17 protein-coding genes and 2 pseudogenes are annotated in these 18,621 nt (G+C 66.5%); 9 read left to right on the forward strand and 10 right to left on the reverse strand.

From position 1 onward, the window contains the following. The first annotated feature begins 66 nt into the window (after positions 1-66). Positions 67-843: an HAD family hydrolase gene (locus CKJ84_RS05110; protein ID WP_095535331.1), complete on the forward strand. Its 777-nt coding sequence runs from the start codon at positions 67-69 to the stop codon at positions 841-843. Here the strand turns inward: CKJ84_RS05110 and CKJ84_RS05115 are convergent. From CKJ84_RS05115 to CKJ84_RS05125, 3 genes and pseudogenes are all read right to left on the reverse strand, one after another. Further along, positions 809-1,747 (reverse strand): sucrase ferredoxin, encoded by a 939-nt coding sequence (locus CKJ84_RS05115; protein ID WP_095535343.1) that lies wholly within the window; start codon positions 1,745-1,747, stop codon positions 809-811. The two genes, CKJ84_RS05110 and CKJ84_RS05115, sit on opposite strands and share 35 nt — an antisense overlap. A gap of 55 nt (positions 1,748-1,802) precedes the next feature. Then, positions 1,803-2,910, reverse strand: a pseudogene (locus CKJ84_RS05120) (DNA polymerase Y family protein). Continuing rightward, the gene (locus CKJ84_RS05125) at positions 2,911-3,576 is read right to left on the reverse strand and encodes a hypothetical protein (protein WP_233125503.1); all 666 of its coding nucleotides are present in this window, start codon (positions 3,574-3,576) and stop codon (positions 2,911-2,913) included. Between the two features lie 205 nt (positions 3,577-3,781). On the opposite strand from CKJ84_RS05125, the gene CKJ84_RS05130 reads away from it, so the two are divergent. Further along, entirely contained in the window at positions 3,782-4,189 is a 408-nt protein-coding gene (locus CKJ84_RS05130) for a hypothetical protein (RefSeq protein ID WP_095535329.1), read from the forward strand. Here the strand turns inward: CKJ84_RS05130 and CKJ84_RS05135 are convergent, their stop codons facing one another. Continuing rightward, positions 4,190-4,849, reverse strand: a complete 660-nt coding sequence (locus CKJ84_RS05135) for a response regulator transcription factor (protein ID WP_095277766.1) — start codon at positions 4,847-4,849, stop codon at positions 4,190-4,192. A gap of 20 nt (positions 4,850-4,869) precedes the next feature. Then, entirely contained in the window at positions 4,870-6,066 is a 1,197-nt protein-coding gene (locus CKJ84_RS05140) for an ATP-binding protein (protein WP_095546135.1), read from the reverse strand. 132 nt (positions 6,067-6,198) lie between these two features. Between CKJ84_RS05140 and CKJ84_RS05145 the strand changes: the two genes are divergently transcribed. Next, a complete protein-coding gene (locus tag CKJ84_RS05145) occupies positions 6,199-7,365 on the forward strand; it encodes a PspC domain-containing protein (protein ID WP_158221673.1) in 1,167 nt (388 codons plus the stop codon). Between the two features lie 15 nt (positions 7,366-7,380). Here the strand turns inward: CKJ84_RS05145 and CKJ84_RS05150 are convergent. Next, positions 7,381-7,551, reverse strand: a pseudogene (locus CKJ84_RS05150) (transposase); the annotation flags it as partial. A gap of 118 nt (positions 7,552-7,669) precedes the next feature. On the opposite strand from CKJ84_RS05150, the gene CKJ84_RS05155 reads away from it, so the two are divergent. After that, on the forward strand, positions 7,670-8,377 hold the full coding sequence (locus CKJ84_RS05155) for an ABC transporter ATP-binding protein (RefSeq protein ID WP_133064717.1): 708 nt from the start codon (positions 7,670-7,672) through the stop codon (positions 8,375-8,377). Next, positions 8,374-10,116, forward strand: coding sequence for a hypothetical protein (locus tag CKJ84_RS05160; protein WP_095535325.1), 1,743 nt, complete (start codon positions 8,374-8,376; stop codon positions 10,114-10,116). Before CKJ84_RS05155 ends, CKJ84_RS05160 begins: the two co-directional genes overlap by 4 nt. 97 nt (positions 10,117-10,213) lie before the next feature. On the opposite strand, the gene guaA is transcribed toward CKJ84_RS05160, so the two are convergent. Beyond that, positions 10,214-11,779 (reverse strand): glutamine-hydrolyzing GMP synthase, encoded by a 1,566-nt coding sequence (gene guaA / locus CKJ84_RS05165; protein WP_198949236.1) that lies wholly within the window; start codon positions 11,777-11,779, stop codon positions 10,214-10,216. A gap of 68 nt (positions 11,780-11,847) precedes the next feature. Beyond that, a complete protein-coding gene (locus CKJ84_RS05170; protein WP_143340314.1) occupies positions 11,848-12,249 on the reverse strand; it encodes a hypothetical protein in 402 nt (133 codons plus the stop codon). Positions 12,250-12,268: 19 nt separating this feature from the next. Here CKJ84_RS05170 and CKJ84_RS05175 point away from each other — a divergent pair, with 19 nt between their 5' ends. Continuing rightward, on the forward strand, positions 12,269-13,021 hold the full coding sequence (locus CKJ84_RS05175; protein WP_233125504.1) for an amino acid-binding ACT domain protein: 753 nt from the start codon (positions 12,269-12,271) through the stop codon (positions 13,019-13,021). 89 nt (positions 13,022-13,110) lie between these two features. Here CKJ84_RS05175 and CKJ84_RS05180 read toward each other — a convergent pair whose 3' ends face one another. Then, positions 13,111-14,574 carry an integrase core domain-containing protein gene (locus tag CKJ84_RS05180; protein ID WP_095546138.1) on the reverse strand — a complete coding sequence of 488 codons (1,464 nt, stop codon included), beginning with the start codon at positions 14,572-14,574 and terminating at the stop codon, positions 13,111-13,113. A gap of 171 nt (positions 14,575-14,745) precedes the next feature. Between CKJ84_RS05180 and CKJ84_RS05185 the strand changes: the two genes are divergently transcribed. From CKJ84_RS05185 to CKJ84_RS05195, 3 genes are read left to right on the forward strand one after another with little or no spacing between them, the layout of a single operon-like run. Next, positions 14,746-15,777 carry a serine hydrolase gene (locus CKJ84_RS05185; RefSeq protein ID WP_095546139.1) on the forward strand — a complete coding sequence of 344 codons (1,032 nt, stop codon included), beginning with the start codon at positions 14,746-14,748 and terminating at the stop codon, positions 15,775-15,777. Continuing rightward, a complete protein-coding gene (locus CKJ84_RS05190; RefSeq protein ID WP_095535034.1) occupies positions 15,774-16,034 on the forward strand; it encodes a hypothetical protein in 261 nt (86 codons plus the stop codon). The genes CKJ84_RS05185 and CKJ84_RS05190 overlap by 4 nt, the downstream gene beginning before the upstream one ends. Before the next feature lie 5 nt (positions 16,035-16,039). Further along, the gene (locus CKJ84_RS05195) at positions 16,040-16,561 is read left to right on the forward strand and encodes a helix-turn-helix transcriptional regulator (protein WP_095546140.1); all 522 of its coding nucleotides are present in this window, start codon (positions 16,040-16,042) and stop codon (positions 16,559-16,561) included. Here the strand turns inward: CKJ84_RS05195 and ligA are convergent. Continuing rightward, complete coding sequence (ligA, locus tag CKJ84_RS05200; RefSeq protein WP_095546141.1) at positions 16,558-18,621, reverse strand: NAD-dependent DNA ligase LigA; 2,064 nt, start codon at positions 18,619-18,621, stop codon at positions 16,558-16,560. The genes CKJ84_RS05195 and ligA overlap by 4 nt on opposite strands.

An 18,621-nucleotide genomic window follows, 5' to 3' on the forward strand; every position in this document is an offset into this window, starting at 1 on the left:
TGGGCGCGGACGCGATGCTGTCGGTGCAAGTTCATGGCCTCGTGCTGCACCCCTAGACTCGTCAGTATGAAGATCGCGGCCTTTGACTTCGACGGCACCCTCCACCACCCCGACGAACCGAACGGGTTCAGCCCCGCCGACCTCGCCGCGATCCAGGCGTGGCGCGACGCCGGCCACCTCGCCATTTCCGCCACGGGCCGCTCCCGCTCCGCCCTCGCTTACGGCATGCGCGGCAGCACGCTCGCCTTCGACTACCAGGTCCTTTCCAATGGCGCGTCCGCCACCACGGGCGACAACCGCGAGCTCATCTTCGGCTACACCATCGACCCGGACGTGCTCCTCGCCGCGCTGGACGCCTTCGGCGAGCGCGCCGGCCTGGCCATCTACGGCACGACGATCGGCCCCGTCGACGGCGTCTTCGCTGACAACACCGGCGGGGTGAGCCACTTCACCGAGCACTTCACCCCCATGACCCGCGCGGACATCCCGGAGCATCAGTTCGCGGTGGTGCCGATCTGGGTGCCCACGGATGAGGCGCTGCGCCGCGAGGTCGTGGCCTGGGGCGAGTCGCTTGCCGGGGACTACACCGTCGCGCAAAACCAGCAGTACGTGGACATCATGGCGCCGGGCCGCACGAAGGGCGCGGGTATCCTCGAGCTCCTTGACCGCCTGCACATTGACCGCTCTGACGTGGAGCTTTTCACCTTCGGCGACTCATGGAACGACATGTCCATGCACGCCATCGCGGACCATTCCTACAGCTTCGCCCACTCCCCGGCCGATGTCCGCGCGGCCACCGACCACGTGATTACGCGCGTGGCGGACGCGCTGTCACCGCGGTAGGCACCCAGCTCTCGCCGTCCTTCGCGGGCTTGCCGCACGACGGCACGACCCCCGAAATCTCCTTGCGCGTCAGCTCCACGGTGTAGGACGCCCCGTGCTTATCGACGCGCACGTATCCCCCATCATCCGTCACCGCAACGTCGGTGACTTCCAGGTCGCCGTAGCGCACCTGCTCGCCGGCACGCGCCAGTTCGGCCGCGACCGCAACTTCGGCGGCCTGCGCCGGGGCGCTCAGCGTGCCGCGCCCCCGATTGCCGGGGACGAAGTACTCGCCGCGCAGCGCTGCCTCCAGCATCGCGTCGGTGGCCTCGAACGTCATCCGGCCGAAGCTGTACGCCCACGGCATGAGCAGCATCGTCGGCGCGAAGCGGTGGCCCTTGATGTGCGAGGTCTCCCACACCACGTCGTTGCCGTGGCCGAACGGGTACTTCTGCACCAGCTTGTTGATCATGCTGCGGCCCTTCACCGCGCAGCAACGGTCGCGCTTGGCGTGCGTGCATACGAGCAGCAGTGGCTTGGTGCGCGCAGTCGCGCCCGCCGCGGCGTTTTTGCCGGGGCCGGACAGGTCCAGCTTCAGGAGTGCTTCGGGGCCGTCGACGTGCATGACCTCGGTGGCCTCGTCCTCGGCGAAGACGAGGTAGACGTGGTGGTCGTCGATCTGTCGGCCCTCGCGCGTGGGGTGGCGGATGAGGAGCAGGGAGGCGTCGTACTCGGCGAGGTGCGCTTTGAGCTTCTCGGTGATCTCCTCCCCGAGCGTGCCGCCGTCGAGCACGTCGTGGGTCCAGGCGTGCGGCCACTCGAAGAGCACGTACGTCGAACCCGGCTTCGCCGTGCCGGGAAGCGACTCGACCTGGACGTCGGAACAGGACGCGGCCGGGGTACTGGTCAACGTTTCCTCACTCATGGCCTCCACCCTACAGCCTTTAGGGTGCCCTAATACACGCCCCTAATACACGGCCTCAGTACACCGCTTCGACGCGCCAGCTGCGCCGGGTCCACACCAGCAGCCACGCTTCCGCGACGCTGCCCGCCTCCGGCTTCTCCCCGACGACCTGGAGGCGCGCCACGCGTTGCCCGGCCGCACCCCACCAGCCTTCGTCCACGGGCCAGGGGCCGGCCCACCCCGTGACCAGGTACTTGTGCTCGCCCCAGGCCAGCGCGTAGGGGTCCGAGGACAGGAGGGCTTCGGCGGTGACGGTGATGGGGTGCGCGTGGGCGTCGATAAGCATGATGCGCGAGGCCGGGTGGTCGATGCCGCCGCCGAGGCGGGCGGGCAGCGGCGCCCGGATCGCGCTCGCCACCGCCACCCACGGCGTCGACGCGCTCGATCGGGTCCTCCGGGGTCAGCCCGACCGCCAGGTCCGCGGCCGGGAGTTCGGGGGCGACGCGGCGGTCCGGTGCGGCGCTCGCGATGCGGTGGATGCGCATCCCGCCGGCCCCGAAGCGGGTGGTTACTGCCTGCGGCGGCAGTTGCGCGAGCTGGCCCAGCGTGGTGATGCCCAGCTGGCCGAGCGCGTTGACGGTCGGGATGTCCGCGCCGAGCGCCACCTCCGCGACCAGGATGTTCAGCGGCTGCTGCGCGAGGAATTGCGCGGACGCGCCCGGGGCGACGAGTTGGGAGGTGCGCGTGGCGATCACCGCGGTGGCCAGCTCGTCGGCGGCGCCCACGAAGGCTTCAATGCCGCTGCGTTGGGCGGCGTCCAGCATCATTTCCAGGGCCGTGTCCTCGCTTCCGTGGAAGCGGGCCGCCGCCTGCAGGTCCGCCACAATCAGGCCGGGGCGCAGGACCTCGACGGAGGCGGCGACGTCGTCGAGCCCGCCGGCGAGCGAGGCGAACATGCGCCCGTCGCGGTCCGGGTTGTCCTCCACCACCGTCAGCTCGGGCGCGAGCGCCTGTGCGTTGCGCACCCGCATGCCGCGGCGCACGCCCGCCCGGCGCGCGGCCTGCGAGCACACCTTGATCCGGTGCTGCGCGGCGATGGCTATAGGTTCTTGCAACGTATCGGCCGCGTCCAGGGTGGCGGCCTGCACGGGCCAGTCGGGGAACCATAGCGCCGCCACCCGCATTTAAGGCACCGCCTTCAGGCGACGGCCGGGGGCAGCGCTCGCAGCACCTGCGCCGAGCGTGAGCGTTACCGTCGCGCCCGGCCACCCCTTCGCCTCGGCGCGCACGCGCACGTCGATCCCCCGGATGCGCCCCGTGCCTCGGCCGATGCCGTGGAACTGCGCGATCTGCCCGGTGACCCGCAGCGCGGGCGAAGGCACCGACACGTTCACCGCCACCAGCGCGGCGTTGCCCTTGCGCAGTCGCGCGAGCAGTGGCCGGGCGCGCACCGGGCTCAGCTGGAGCGCCGTCCGGGTGCGCAGCACCACCAGGTCGAGCCCCTCCGCGAGCACGCCCGCCACCGCGAGGTCCTCGATCCCCGGCTCCGGCACCGCGATCACCCGCTCGAGCGCACTGGCCGCCACGCCTGCGTACGAGAGCTCCGGCCACCCGATCACGCCCACGCTGCCTCCCGCCCCGGCGACGCGGTCGAGCAGCTCGACTATCAGCGCGGGCGTCTCGCTCACCTGCGTGACAGCGTGGCGCGACAGCCCGCCATTCGGCAACACCTGCGAAAACCCGCCGCTCACAGGCAGCACATCCTCGCCCACCACAACGTTCGGCGCTGCCTGCCCGCCCATCTCCGCCATCCGGGCGCGGAGCTGCGCAATCCGGGCATGCCGATCCACGTCAGGGACACTTTCCGCCCCCTGACCTGCGCTGTTCTGCACCCCGCTGAGCGCTCGAATGGACGTTCTGTTCACGCCACATAGTATGCACCCCACCCCGAACATGGGCAACCGCCGAGGTCGCACGGGTTTGCGAATATAGCGAGCCACGCTTCTCGACGCCACACCCTCCGCCACCCCACCTACCCCTGCTACAGTACTGCCCATGTTCCCCAGCGACATCCGCTCCCGCGTCACCCCGATCCCCACCCCGCTCGCCGTGCGCGCCGCGGGGTCCGCGGGGGTGGCCGGGTCGGTGGCCATCATGGCGTCGTCGGCGCCAATCGCGGTCCGGGCGGGCGTCGCGCTTGCCTGCATCGCGGTGGCGCTCGGTGTGACGCTTGCACACCCCTACCGGCGCGCGATGCGCGAATTTGCGGCGCAGAAAGGTGCGTCCACGGTGGCGTCGATAAGCATGCTCGTGCCGTTGATGCTCTGGTGGCTGCTGCTCATGCTTGCGCCGCTGCTGCAGTGGCCGGTGTGGGGCGCGCTGCTCGTGTTCGTGGGACTCTTCGCGCTCGCGTGGCTACTATTTCCTCACGTCGACGGCTCGCGGCGGCTCGCCTACGCCTAGCTAGTCCAAGTCCCGGTCCGCAGCCCAACGGGTGAGCTGGTGGCGGTTGGAGGTCTGCGTCTTGCGCAAGATATTCGACGCATGCGTCTCCACCGTCTTCACCGAGATGAACAGCTGCTTGCCAATCTCCTTGTAGGTGTAGCCGCGGGCGAGCAGGCGCAGAACCTCCAGCTCGCGGCGGGTCAGCGCGTCCACCGCAGGGTCCTCCACCTTGACCGGCTCGCCTGCCGGATCCTCGACCACCCCGCCCGAAGCGAAGGCGTCGAGGACGAAGCCGGCCAGGCGCGGCGAGAAGTACGCATCCCCACCGTCAACTCGGGCGATCGCCTCGGCGAGCTCCGCGCCGTCGATGTTCTTGGTCACGTAGCCGCGCGCACCTGCGCGGATCAACGCGATGACGTCCTCGGCGGCGTCGGACACGCTCAGGCACAGAAACTTCGCGGCCTGCTGTGTCTTCTGCACCGCGCGCAACACCGCCAGCCCGCCGCCGTCCGGCATGTGCACGTCGAGGAGCACGACGTCCGGGTTGCTCTCGCGGATGCCCTCGATCGCGTCGGCGACGGTGCCGGACTCGCCGACAATCTCGACCTTTTCCGCCAGCTCGGCGCGCACGCCGGCGCGGAACACGGAGTGATCATCAACTAGAAAGACGCGAACCATACCCATAAGGCTAACGGTGCCTACAGCGTCAGCTCCACTTCCGTCCCCTCCCCCGGCGTCGACGTGATCCGGGCCGTCCCGCCGGCGCGCTCCATGCGTCCAACGATGGAGTCGCGCACCCCGTGGCGGTCCTCCGGGATCGAGCCCTGGTCGAAGCCCGCGCCGCGGTCGCGCACGAACACGGCGAGCTGGCCGGCGAGGTTTTCGGCGTAGACGTCGATCGCTTCGGCGCCGCTGTGCTTCGCGGCGTTCACCATCGCCTCGCGCGCGGCCAGCGCCACCGGCTCGTTGCCCTCCGTGAGCGCCGGGTCCTCGCCCACCGTGACGGGTCGGATCACCACGCCGAAGGCGTCCTCGACCTCCCCGGCCGCCAGGTTGAGCGCCTGGAAGAGTGAGGTGGGCGTCGTCGAGGGGTGCTCGGGGGCGTCGAAAAGCCAGGCGCGAAGCTCGCGCTCCTGGCCGCGCGCAAGTCGGGCGACCTCCTCGGGGTGCTCGGCCTGCTTCTGAATCAGGGCGAGGGTCTGCAACACCGAATCGTGCAGCCGGGCGGCAATCTCCGCGCGCTGATCCGCTACCGCCTTCGCCTCACGCTCCGCAAGCAGCGAGGAAGTCAGGCGCATCAGCAGCGGGATGACCAGCACCGCCACGCCGCACACCGTGACCAGGACCGACACCACCACCCCGGTGATGCCTGCGCGCTCGCCCAGCATCGCGATTGCAAACACCCCGCCCATCACCAGCAGCGCACCCACCGACAAGGCGATTACGTTCGCCGTCGTCCCCATCTCCCTGTCGTAGGCCTGCAGCGCCAGCACCGCGCCCACGGTAAACAGGCCGAGGACGAGCACCACCGAGCTGCCGAAGCCGCTCGACACCTTCAGCGAGACGAGCGCGCCCGCGACCGCCACCGCCACCAGCACGAGGTTGACCACCCGCGTCCAGCTTTGATGTCCCACAATCTCCGGCGTCACCGCCGGCTCAGCGTCGGTGGTCTTCGGCTCCAGCGGCGTGGTCATCCACAGCGCCGCGTAGGCCAACGCGCCAGCGCCGCCGACGAATGCGCCAACGATGAAAAACAGGCGCACCCAGCGCTCGTCCACCCCGAGATACCGCGCCAGGCCCGAGGCGATGCCTGCCACCATGAGGTTGCGGCGGCTGCGGGTGAAGCGCGAATACAGTGCGGGGGGCTGCGCGGCGTACGGGGTGGATTTTGCCATGCCCTCAATTCTTCCACCTGCACCTGCAGCGCGGATCGGGGACAACCCTGACTTTTCCGCGCACCCCGCCGCGCGCAAAGTTCAGGGGAATTCCGGATGGCCGCACCACCTCTGACCGGCGATAATGAAGGTATGGAAACGACACAGACCTTCACCAAGATGTGGGAGACCCGCCCGCCCCGCATCCCGAAGGACCAGGGCGGCAACGCGGTCCTCGCCGGTGTGGCCGAAGGCTTCGGCGCACGCTACAACATCGACCCCGTGATCATCCGCATCGCCTTCGTCGTCCTCACCCTCTGCTTCGGCGGCGGCCTATTCCTCTACTTCCTGTGCTGGATCAACATGGGCCGCTTCGGCGTCCCGTTCAGCCCCTGGTCCGCGCTCGCCACCGGTCGAGGCAACATCGCGCGCGAGTCGAAGACGGGCAAAAAAGAACGCACTCTGGCGATCTGGCTGCTCATCGGCATGTTCGTCTTCTTCCCGTCCCTGTCCTACGCCAGCGACGGCACCACCATCTACAGCGCCGCCATCACCTTCGCGCTCTTCGGACTGGGCTGGTACCTGCTCTACCAGCGCGCCCCGGAGCCACCCGCTGGGCTCCTCGTGCCGCAGCAGGGGCGCACGCTTCACGACGCTCACCCGTCCGGTCCCTACACCGCCCCCGGTAACACCGACGCAGGCGGATCCACCGCGTGGCGAGCAGACGCGGCCGAATCCCCAGAGAACCCTTACGCGCAATCCGCCACGGCGAACCTGACCACCCCGCCTGACTTCCCGCACCCTGCCACCCCGCCGTCGTGGGACCCGCTCGGTACTGCACCGGAGCTGTGGCACCTGCCGGATCCGAACAGCGAGGCCGACGCTTCCGACGACGACACGCCTCCGAAAGGCTCCAAGCGCAGCTGGTGGATCGCCATCGCCGTCGTGGTCGGCGTGCTCGTCCTGGGAGTGATCTCCGCCGTCGTCGAGAACGGTAACGCGGGCAACATGTTCGGCGGTTCCAATATCACCATCACCACGGAAACCGAGGTCAACGACGTCTCCGAGACCATGGGCGACGTGAACGTGGACTATCGCGACCTCCCGTCCCTCGATCAGGAGCGCACCGCCACGCTGCACACCAACATCGGCAACGTGGACGTCGTGCTGCCGAAGGACGTGCCGGTCGAGGTGCACTGCTCGACCAACCTTGGCTCGACCGACTGCCCCACCGATACCGTCAACCCCGATGCACCAGGCAAGACGCTGCGTATCAACGCCACCACCAACATCGGCAACGTCACCGTCCGCGAGCCTTAAGGGGCCCTTCCGGTTTTAGAGTGCGTTGATTTTGTCCTGTAGTTGTCCGGAGTGGATCAGGCACCGCAAGATGTAGTGGTTGAGGTTTTTGAATCCTAGGGCGATGCCGCGTAGGTGTTCGAGTCTGCCGTTGATTGCCTCGACGGGGCCGTTGGATGCACCGGTATCAAAGTAGGCGAGCACATCTTTATGAAAAGATTGTCAATTATCTATGCCCTGACATTGGGCCGTCGCGGGATCATTCTGGATGAGCCGACGAACGGTTTAAACGATGAAATTGTCGAACGCTTTTTGACAACGCTACGTGAATATCGCAGCACCCGTACTGGGGCAGCGTATGCGCTCTAACAAGATAGGAATTGTGATGGTCGCAATAGTTTGGAATAAAATCTCTTTTCGATACTCGAAATATGGGCCATATATTCTGCGGGATGCCGCGCTGTCGTTGTCACGGCCTGGCATCTACGCAGTCCGGGGCCCATCGGGAAGCGGTAAATCCACGGTTCTGGATCTGCTAGCCGGTCTGCGCTCACCCAGTGAAGGCAGGGTAACCATCGACGGTAAACGGTTCGGAAAGGGCGCGGCCAAGAAGCTCACCTCGTGGCGGGCCGCGCACGTCGGGTACGCACCACAGGCACCGACCCTCCTGCCTAGCCTCAGCTGCCGGGAGAACCTCGAGCTGGCAGTTCACGTCGCCGGACGGGGCCTCGACGCCCAGGGCAGGGATGAGCTGCTTGGCACGTTGGGCATGCAGCCTTTCACAGAGGCCCTGCCGGGGGAGCTATCCGGGGGTCAACGCCAGCGCGTTGCGGTGGCCCAGGCACTAGCTTCCCAACCGGACTTGGTGCTCATGGATGAGCCCGTCAGCGCGCTTGATGGAGCGAATGTCACCGTGGTCGAGGACTTGTTGCTCCAGTCGGCGAAGCGGGGAGCGATAGTGGTCTATTGCTCCCACCGTGAGCTTTTCGACGGGCAGGCAAAAACGCTGCTGCAGATGGGGCATAGCTCATGAAGACCATGACTCCCACCGCCGCCTACCGGAGAGAGCTGTCGGTGACGGCGCGCCCCTTCATCGGGGGAATCGTACTGGCTGCGGTAGTAATAGGCACGCTCGTCGGCACCATCCTTTACGTCGCATTCTCGACTGGCGGAAGCAGCGACTTCAAGGCCGGCGTGACGAATATGAGCCTGATTGCGATCATCCCGGCATTCGCCGGGATCCGGTTGGCGCATCAGAATTTTATCGCTGACCACCGAAATACCTTGCAAGCGCTGCGGATTCTCGGCATAGGCAGGGCGTTTTTCACCAGGCGCCTGCTCCTGCAAGGGGCGTGCCTGGCGCTTCTGGCAAGCGCTTCCGCGGTCGTGTTGGGACGGTTGTTAGCGACGCCGCTTTTCAAGGTGATTCTGCTAGGGCTCAACAAGCAACTGCCAGATCACTGGGGCTCGCCCATTGACGTTGCCTGGTCGTCACTGCTGGTCTTAGTCCCCCTGTACCTCCTCGGCGTGGGGATTCTCAACGTCGACAAGGTGCTGGCCAAAACCGGGGATCGGGGAGCGGCGACAGTAGGTAAGTCCAAATCCTTGGTGGGGCTGGTTGGCCTAGTGCTCGCAGTGGTCAATATTGCCGCGGGTATCTGGTGTATGGTGACGACTCCGCCAGGGCCTGTCGTGTTGATATTCGTCTTCACCTTGCCGTTCCTCGCTGTCACACTTGCCGGCACCTTCGCCCGGGCGCTAGCTCGTTGGGCAGCCGCAGCGATCAAAAAGGTGAGCGGATGGTCGGCACCCGCGCTAGGCATCCGCTCCTCCGAAACCGTCGGGACGACCTCGAGGGTGGGGCTTGCTACCGCGCTCGTAGCCATTCCGCTGGCAGGCTTCACAGGTGCACAGACCTCGTTATGGGCGGCAAATTACGTAGGCTCCCAGAATTTCCAAACGGTCCCTGTCGTCGTTGGCCAAGATTTTCGCCTACTGGAAGCGCAGGAAGCAGACGGTGTATGTGAGGAGATCGGCGACGACTGCCGTGGGGTCGTCTACTGGCAGCCTTCGGACTTCGAATCCGCGGGGGAGACCTCCGTACCGATGGAGAAGGCGAATGACTATTCTCTGGCCGGATCGAATGACCACGTGATAGGGCAGCTACTCTCGCCCGCGGCGCCGGTGAAAGCTCACAGCCCCTTCTACCCAGACTTCATGGTGCCGTTCTCCGGTATTTCTAGCGAGTCTCCGGTCAAACCGGAATGGGGGCTTCCCGTGGTCGCAGAATCGGCTAGCGCACCGGATCATCTCCGAGTGGAGTCCGCGCAGGATTGGGTACGGCATGTGGATATGGATAGCCAGATCATGTACGGGCCCCACGGCGACGGAACCGCCGGCTTCGTACCCATCGCGGCCTACACTCTGCTGGCGATCTGCCTGGTCCTCGCGGTCTCTGTGATGGGCAAGCGGGCCAATTTGCATGCGTTCTTCTCACCACTGCGTCTTCTGGGCCGTACCCAAGGCGCGATCCAGCGAGCAGAGTTCTGGGCAATCCTCTTTCCGTACTGTGTTGCCATGCTGACAGCGCTCCTAGTGGGCATCTGGTACACGGTCGCCGTCCATGTCGCAGTCTCGGCGTACCCGGGGGCGCTGCTGCCTTACCTTCCCCCAGGGCTATGGGTGCTCTTTGTCCTCGTCTTCTTAGGCACGAGTGCGACTGCCTTCTTGCCAACTCCAGACAAGGACGAGCGTGGCGCAGATGCGCCCTAGACACTGGCGTGCCGGCGCCTAAAGAGGCCCCCGCAACGCGAAGCGCCGCCTCCCTGCAGGTTCTGCAAGGCAGGCGGCGCTTTCGTCGAGGCGGGAGTTACTCCCACTCGATGGTCCCCGGCGGCTTGGACGTCACGTCCAGCACAACGCGGTTGATCTCTGCGACCTCGTTGGTGATGCGGGTAGAGATCGCCTCGAGCGTCTCGTACGGGACGCGGACCCAGTCGGCGGTCATCGCATCCTCGGAGGCGACAGGGCGCAGCACGATCGGGTGGCCGTAGGTGCGGCCATCGCCCTGGACACCGACCGAGCGGACGTCGGCAAGCAGCACGACGGGGCACTGCCAGATCTGCTCGTCCAGGCCAGCCTTGGTCAGCTCCTCGCGCGCGATCGCGTCGGCGGCGCGCAGGGTTTCCAAGCGGTCCTGGGTGACCTCGCCGATGATGCGGATGCCCAGGCCTGGGCCCGGGAACGGCTGACGGTTCACAATCTCCTCGGGCAGACCAAGCTCGCGGCCGACGGCGCGGACCTCATCTTTGAACAGGAGTCGCAGCGGCTCGACGAGGGTGAACTCCACGTCGTCCGGCAGGCCGCCGACGTTGTGGTGGCTCTTGATGTTGGCGGTGCCGGTGCCGCCGCCGGACTCGACCACGTCCGGGTACAGGGTGCCCTGGACGAGGAAGTCAACGCTTTCATCCTCGCCGGAATCCGCCAGGATTCCGGCGACGGCGCGCTCGAAGGAACGGATGAACTCCGCACCGATCGCCTTGCGCTTGGCCTCCGGCTCAGTCACGCCGGCGAGCTTGCCCAGGAAGGCCTCGCGCTCGTCCACGGTGACCAGCTTCGCGCCGGTGGCAGCGACGAAGTCGTTTTCCACCTGCTCGCGCTCGCCCTGACGAAGCAGACCGTGGTCCACGAACACACAGGTGAGACGGTCGCCGATGGCGCGCTGCACCAGCGCCGCGGCCACGGCGGAATCCACACCACCGGACAGGGCGCAAATCGCGTGGCCGTCGCCGACCTGCTCGCGCACCTGCTCAATGAGCTGCTCGGCGATGTTGGAGGCGGTCCAGTTCTGCTCCAGGCCTGCAACCTCGGTGAGGAAGCGGGTGAGCACTTCTTGGCCGTGCGGGGAGTGCATGACCTCGGGGTGGTACTGCACGCCGGCGAGCTTCTTGTCCACGCACTCGAAGGCGGCAACGGGCGCGCCCGGGGTCGACGCGGTCACGGTAAAGCCCTCCGGCGCCTCGGTCACGGAGTCGCCGTGGGACATCCACACCGGGTGTTCCTGCGGGGTGTCGGCGTGGAGCACGCCCCCGTCGACACGCATGCCCGTGCGGCCGTACTCACGCGCACCCGTTTCGGCGACCTTGCCGCCGAGCGCCTGCGTCATGATCTGGAAGCCGTAGCAGATGCCGAAGATGGGCAGGTCCAACTCGAAGATCTCCGGGTCCAGCTGCGGCGCACCCTCGGCGTACACCGACGACGGGCCGCCGGAGAGCACCAGCGCGGCCGGGTTTTTCTCGCGCACCTCAGCGGCGGAGATGGTGGACGGGACGACCTCGGAGTACACGCGCGCCTCGCGCACACGGCGTGCGATGAGCTGCGCGTACTGGGCGCCGAAGTCGACGACAAGGACGGGGCGATTTTGCGGAGTAGTCACGGCACAGAGTTTAGCCCACGGCCCCGACGCGGCACCACGCGCGCCCAATTGGCCCTGTCTACCGCGGCCTACTGCGGGGCCGACGATCCTCCCTGCCCCTGCGCCTGACCCGCCGCAACCGCAACGCCAAGCGCAACAATGCTGGCCAGCACCACCCCGCCAGCGGCAGCGGCTCCGCCGAGGTGGAAGCCTGACCCCTCCAGCGCAGCATCCAGCGCACCGGTGACCTCGGGCGGCAGCGCGCGCAGCTTGGCGTCGAGCTCGTCCAGCGCCGGAGTCAGCCCCGGCACCTGCACCTGCTGCGCCAGCGCAATCGGGACGAGCAACAGCAGCGGACTGGCCGCCAGCGCGAGGAGCATGCTTGTCGACGACCCGCCGACCCCACTCCCCGTAGACCCACTACTCGACGAGCCCGGCTTGCCCTGCACCCCGTCCCGCGGCGGGGTGGTGGTTGGCGCCGTGGTGGGCACAGAGGTTGTCGTGTGAGACGTGACAGTGGTCGTTGTCGTTGACGACGCCTCAGTTGTCGCGGTTGTCGGCGCAGCGGGCGTCGTGGCCGTCGACCGAACCGGCTTTGCAGTCTGCGCCGGCTCTGAAGGCTGCGCAGTCGCTGTTGGTTCTGCGGTCACGGTCGTCGCGCTCGCCTGCGTCGTCGCGCTCGCCTGCGTTGTCGCAGGCAAAACGGGGGATTCGGCGAGCAGTCACGTGACCGACGACATTGTCGTCGAGCTCCCCACCGGCACGATGGTGGACACGCTGATTACCGCCGCGGCCTCGGTGGAGGGCGCAGAGGTGGATTCGATCCGCCCGTTCACGGGGCGCGTGGATCGCCGCGGCCAGATCCAGATGCTGCAGCGCATCGTCGCGGCGTCCGGCGACGAGCAGCGCGCGATGGAGGAACTGGTGGGCGCGATTCCGCGGTCGATGACCTCGTCCTGGGCGGTGGTGCTGCGAGCGACCGACCACGGCCTGGACCGCGTCGCCGCGTCGCAGGCGGCGCCGGAGGACGACGGCTCTCACCCCACAATGCAGGACGTGGACGCCGCGCGCATCCTCCTGCCCGACACGGATACCTGGGTCCCCGAGTCGTGGTGGCTGTTGGACACCGCCCTGTCCATCACCCGCCTGCCCGGCACCGAGTTGGTCCTGGTGGTCGGCCGCGTCGGCGGGCCAGACTTCTTGGCCTCCGAGGTATCGCAAATCGGCGACCTAGGCAGCATCATCGGGGCGATCCTGAGCTAGTTGTGTTATGTCCATAGAGTTTTTGGACAAGGAGTCCAATGACTTTTTGGACATGGAATCCATGGAGTTCTTGGACAGTTTCTAGCGGGTCATTCTGGTGGCCTGCGCTTCGGTCGGGGCTTGGACAGTTTCGGGTTCATCCGCGGCGGGTGGCGGTGCTTCATCCCTTCAACAAGGTTGATGTTGATCTGCCCACCTGGTGGCCTGTGGCTCAGTGTGACCGGCAGTGGCACGCTGAAGAGGAACTCACCGTCATGGGCCGTGAAGAACTCCGCGACATCGCCGTTCGTGACCGTGGCGTAGAGCTGGCGGTTTTTGAACCTCAGGCCGATGTAGAGACCGTAGCTACACACACGAACGACACCGTCTTTGCTCACGCGGGTCTGGTCTGGGATACCCCAATCGTTTGTTGATTGTGTCGTCGGCACCGTTACTGTGGGGGTATCGGTGCCAGGTAAGCCTTGCTGAGCTGCCATGTCATCGGTGCTGGCCTCGGGTGAAGTTGCCGCTTCCCTGGGGCCGTTTCTGACTTCGGATGCTGCCTGCGGGTTGTGTGCCTGGTTGTAGGCCAGCACGCGGGCCCAGACCTGATCTGGATCAAGTGGTTGCGTGGGCGAAGGCGCCTTAGGGAAGGTCTCGAACGCCTGGTGCGGGGTGATGTGCATTTTGCCGACCAGCAGTGATTGGTGCCGTCGTCGCTCGTTGTATACCTGTCGATACTCAGCGAGATATGTGTTGACCTCGGCAAGGCTTGTGGGGTGGCGTGCATCAAGAAACTGGGTCAGCGTGCGGTGGGAGCGCTCATCTTTTCCCTGGGTTGTCGGAGCGAATCCCGCAATTGCGAGTACACCTTCGCTGGCGAGCCACGTTTCAGTGGCTGAAAGGTATCCACGGTGGTAGGCGGCAAACGCATCGCCGTTGTCGGAAAGGATCTCTTGGGGTTTGCCGTAGGTGGCGAACGCTTCAGCCAGCACGGCGCGCGCATCAGTACCGTTTTCCGGCAACGCGAACGCTTTGGTTCCGACGTCGAATCTGCTGGCGTCGTCGATGACCTGGTAGATCGTCACGAGCGTGTGCGCATAGTCGAAGAGGCGATAGACCAGTCCATCGATCTGCCAGAGTTCACCAACGAAATCACGGGCAAAGCGCCTATAGGAACTCCGTGGACGTTTGCGGGCATTAGCGTCGACGAACCCCAGCTCATGGAGCCATGCGGCGATTGTGGAACGTGAAGGGGTGCGATCGGGACCAACGGAGTCGAACAAGAAGTAGTAGATCGACCAAGGACCATAATCCAAGCCCTGCTCCATCAACGTCTGCCTGGCGTGGACGACTGCGATCTTGTCGGCGTCCTGAAATTTTCCGGCCGGGTGCTTCGGTGCAGTCGAATCTGGCACGATGCCAGATCGTCCTTTCTGCGTGATCCGGTTTTTGATGTTGTGATACGTCTGCCGCGAGATGCCCAGTTCTTTGCAAAACTGTGTGATTGTTTTGCCGTCGAGAATGGGATCGAAATCTGCGACTTTTCTGCGCTTGTGCAATGGAATAGCCATCCGGATATTCCACCGCTGTAGGTGTCCAAAAAGCCATTAGACATCCTGTCCAAAAACTTCCTGGACTCCTCGTCCAAAAAGTCCCTAGACATGACAATCCTGAGCTAGTTGGCTTATCGACGCCACCGCCCCCCCTTTACAACTTTCTAGATTTTTGGAATTCTAGAAGGTATGAAACACGCATGCTCCCGACCTGCCGCCGGTGCCATTGGCGCCGTCACCGCCGCCGCGACGGCTGCCCTCCTGCTCACCTTCGGTCCACAGCGCATCAGCCTGGCTACCGCGCACACCGGCGACGCGCAGCTCGCGTCCGCGCTCGAGCGCAGCGCTGCCGCCGAGCCGGGGTACCACGAGCTCTCGGCGCTGGTGTACGACCAGGGCCGAGTCACGTTCGGCGGCCTGGGCGCCGACGAGCACACCGAGTTTGAGATCGGCTCGGTGACCAAAACGTTCAACGCGGAGCTGGTACGGCAGCTGATCCGCGCCAACGAGCTCACCCTGGACACCACCGTCGGCGACATCCTCGGCGCCACCGGCGCACCGATCGATTCAGTCACCGTGGAAGAGCTGCTCAACCACACCGCTGGGCTCCCGCCAATGGGCCGCCTCGGGCTGCCGGACATCCTGAAAGCCAACGTCACCCAGGGCGGCAACGCGTACCGCACCGACTCCCCCGACGACATCCTTGCCGCCGCCCGGACCATGAAGCTCCACGGCCGCGGCGAATACGCATACTCCAACTACGGGCACGCGCTGCTCGGGCAACTGCTCGCGGTGAAAACTGGCACGCCGTACGAAGAACTTGTGCGAACGCGGATCTTCTTACCTGCGGGCATGGACGAATCGTTCGTGGCGGGCCCCGGCGGGGTGGATACGCACCTGCTCGGGCGCGGCCTGCGCAGTAACGGGCGCGAGGCGGAGCCTTGGGACATGGACGGCTGGGCGCCGGCGGGCGCGATCCGCTCGACCGCGTCCGACATGGCGCGATTCATCGAGTGGGTCGACGAGCACGGCCGGCCCGACTACGGCTGGGCCACCGCCGATGCATACACCTTCCACAACGGTGGGACCGGTGGGTTTCGCACGATGCTCGTGTGGGACCCGGAAAACCCGCACCGCGCGGTGTTCGTGGCCGGCGACACCGAAGCCTGGGTCGATGACCTAGGCATCAACCTCCTCGACACCACCAAGGAGCTCGCATGATCCTGCTCATCGCATTCGTTATCGCCCTCCTGGCGTGGGAGACGTTCCGCGCCATGCGTCGCCCGCAGCGTAGGGGCTTCGCGCTTGTCAACGCCGCCCTCACCGCCCTCGTAGTGTGGTGGATCGCCACCCCACTTGATTGGAACGCTACGCTCCCCATCTGGCTGTGGTGGGCCCTCGCGGTGTGGGCGGCGGTGCTCGTCGGCTTGAGCGCCGCGCGACTCGCTTTACAGCGTTCCACGGTTTTGGAACGCTAGAACGCATGACATCTGCTGATTTCTCCACCGACGCGCGCCTGGACGCCCTCGAGGCTCGCGTCGCGGCGCTCGAAGCCGCGCGATCCGGCACTCCCCCGGCGCCCACCGCGGTACCGCACGGCACCGACCTTCCCGACCTCCCCGCCGCGTTGCGCGCACTGGAAGGCTGCGACGGCGGCGCGGTTGCGTTCGGCGGCTCGGTCACCACCCGCAGCGGCACCTACGACTACCAGTGGACCCGGCCGACGGAGGCGGTGACCGAGCACGCCTGGCAGGAACAGATCGAGCGCCTGGCCGCGCTCGCCCACCCCGTGCGCGCCGAGATGCTGCGGCATCTGCTTTCCGGCCCCGCGACCCCGGCAGACCTTGTCGCCGCCGAGGTGGTCACCTCAACAGGGACGGCCTACCACCACCTCAACGCACTGCAGGCCGCGGGGTGGATTGCCAAGGAAGCCGGCGCGTATGCCATCCGCCCGGCGCGCGTCGTGCCGCTGATGGCAATCATCATTGCCGCGGAGGCGCACTAGCGAGACAGGGCGTCCGGCCCTTCCTCCAGCAAGGTCACGAACTGCTCCTCGGTGAGGATCGGGCGGCCCAGGTCGCGGGCTTTTTGTTCCTTGGACCCGGCATTCTCCCCCACGACGACATAGTCGGTCTTCTTGGACACCGAGCCCGACGCCTTGCCGCCGCGGGTGAGGATCGCTTCCTTGGCGGAGTCGCGGCTAAATCCTTCGAGCGTGCCGGTGACCACGACGGTCAGCCCCTCAAGGGTCTGCGGGGCCGCCTCCGCGTCCTGATCGTCCTCCATGCGTACCCCGGCCTCGGTCCATGCATCCACAATGTCCTGGTGCCAGTCCACGGTGAACCAGTCCTTGAAGGATTCGGCGATGATCTGCCCGACGCCATCGGTTTCGGCAAGGTCGGACAAGGGGGCGTCGAGAAGCGCTTGCATGCTCTTGTAGCGGGCGGCGAGCGCGCGGGCGGCGGTGGGCCCGACGTGGCGGATGGACAGGGCGACGAGCACGCGCCAGAAGTCGACCCGCTTGGCGGTTTCGAGGTTAGCCAGCAGTTTCTTGCCGGCGGCGTTGACCTGGCCGTCCTTGCGCGTGTAGGCGTTGGACTTCTTCAGGTCGTCTTCGGTGAGGTCGAAGAGTGCGGCTTCGTCGATGAGCACGCCCGAGGCGATGAGGTCCTGGGCGCCCTTCTCGCCGAGCGCCTCGATGTCGAATGCACCGCGCGAGGCGAGGTACTCCAGGCGTGCCGACAGCTGCGCCGGGCACGAGCGGGTATTCGGGCAGCGCCAGTCCGCGTCACCCTCCTTCGCCGGCGCGAGTTTGGTGCCGCATACCGGGCAGTCCTGGGGGTAGACGAACTCGCGCTCTGAACCGTCGCGAAGATCCGCGACGGGCCCGAGCACCTCGGGGATGATCTCGCCGGCCTTGCGCACTACGACCGTGTCGCCGATGAGCACGCCTTTACGCTTGACCTCGTGCTGGTTGTGCAGGGTGGCCATGGACACCGTGGAGCCTGAGACGAAGACCGGCTCGAGGACCGCGTACGGGGTCGCGCGCCCGGTACGGCCGACCGAAACCTGGATGTCTTTGAGCGTGGTGGTGACTTCTTCCGGCGGGTACTTGTACGCGATGGCCCAGCGCGGCGCGCGGGAGGTGGAGCCGAGCTGGCGCTGCGCTGCCACGCTATCGACCTTGATCACCAGACCGTCCATCTCGTGGATGGCATCGTGGCGGTGGTCCGCCCAGTACTTCACCGCGTCCTGGACGTCCTTGGCGGTCTTGGCGGGCTTGGTGTACTCGGACACCGGCAGGCCCCACTCCGCGAGCTTGAGGTAGGCATCGTGCTGCGTCTCCGGCGCGAAGCCGTCGCGGGCGCCGATGCCGTGGCAGATCATGTGGAGCTTGCGCTTCTTCACATCTGCCGGATTTTTCTGGCGCAGGCCGCCGGCCGCGGTGTTGCGCGGGTTGGCAAAGGGCTTGCCGCCCTCCCTGATGCGCTGCTCGTTGAGCTCTGGGAAGTCCTCGGGGCGGATGAACACCTCGCCGCGGACCTCCAGCAGCGCGGGGGCGTCGCCGGCAAGCTCGTGCGGGATGTCTTCGATGACGCGGGCGTTGGCGGTAATGTCCTCTCCGACCGTGCCGTCGCCGCGGGTGGCAGCGCGCTCGAGGACGCCGTCGCGGTAGACCAGGTCGATGGACAGCCCGTCGATCTTCAGCTCGGTGAGGTACGGGCCGGGGGTCTTGTCCAGCCACTCAGCGAGCTCTTCGGCCGAGAACACGTTATCCAGGCTGTACATGCGCTCCAGGTGCGTCACGTCCGCGAACGCGGAGGACGCGGCCGTGGGTGCACCGACCTCCTTGGTCGGCGAGTCCGGCACGGCAAGCTCGGGGTGCTCCTCCTCGAGCTCCTGCAGCCGACGGAACAGGGCGTCGAACTCCGCGTCGGAGATGACGGGCTGCCCGTTGTAGTACAGGTCGCGGTGGTGACGGACCTCGTCCGCCATCTCGCTCCACGTGCGCTGCAGGTCCTCGAGGCGCTCGGGCGACGGTACGTCTGGCTCAGGTGTAGTCAT

It is taken from the genome of Corynebacterium sp. NML 120412 (assembly GCF_002285155.1).
In the GTDB taxonomy this organism is placed as follows: Bacteria; Actinomycetota; Actinomycetes; order Mycobacteriales; family Mycobacteriaceae; genus Corynebacterium; species Corynebacterium gottingense.

Coding starts and splice junctions, on each gene's coding strand:
- CKJ84_RS05110 (WP_095535331.1), top strand. CDS start 67: ATGAAGATCGCGGCCTTTGACTTCGACGGCACCCTCCACCACCCCGAC.
- CKJ84_RS05115 (WP_095535343.1), bottom strand. CDS start 1,747: ATGAGTGAGGAAACGTTGACCAGTACCCCGGCCGCGTCCTGTTCCGAC.
- CKJ84_RS05130 (WP_095535329.1), top strand. CDS start 3,782: ATGTTCCCCAGCGACATCCGCTCCCGCGTCACCCCGATCCCCACCCCG.
- CKJ84_RS05135 (WP_095277766.1), bottom strand. CDS start 4,849: ATGGTTCGCGTCTTTCTAGTTGATGATCACTCCGTGTTCCGCGCCGGC.
- CKJ84_RS05140 (WP_095546135.1), bottom strand. CDS start 6,066: ATGGCAAAATCCACCCCGTACGCCGCGCAGCCCCCCGCACTGTATTCG.
- CKJ84_RS05145 (WP_158221673.1), top strand. CDS start 6,199: ATGGAAACGACACAGACCTTCACCAAGATGTGGGAGACCCGCCCGCCC.
- CKJ84_RS05160 (WP_095535325.1), top strand. CDS start 8,374: ATGAAGACCATGACTCCCACCGCCGCCTACCGGAGAGAGCTGTCGGTG.
- CKJ84_RS05180 (WP_095546138.1), bottom strand. CDS start 14,574: ATGGCTATTCCATTGCACAAGCGCAGAAAAGTCGCAGATTTCGATCCC.
- CKJ84_RS05185 (WP_095546139.1), top strand. CDS start 14,746: ATGAAACACGCATGCTCCCGACCTGCCGCCGGTGCCATTGGCGCCGTC.
- CKJ84_RS05190 (WP_095535034.1), top strand. CDS start 15,774: ATGATCCTGCTCATCGCATTCGTTATCGCCCTCCTGGCGTGGGAGACG.
- CKJ84_RS05195 (WP_095546140.1), top strand. CDS start 16,040: ATGACATCTGCTGATTTCTCCACCGACGCGCGCCTGGACGCCCTCGAG.
- ligA (WP_095546141.1), bottom strand. CDS start 18,621: ATGACTACACCTGAGCCAGACGTACCGTCGCCCGAGCGCCTCGAGGAC.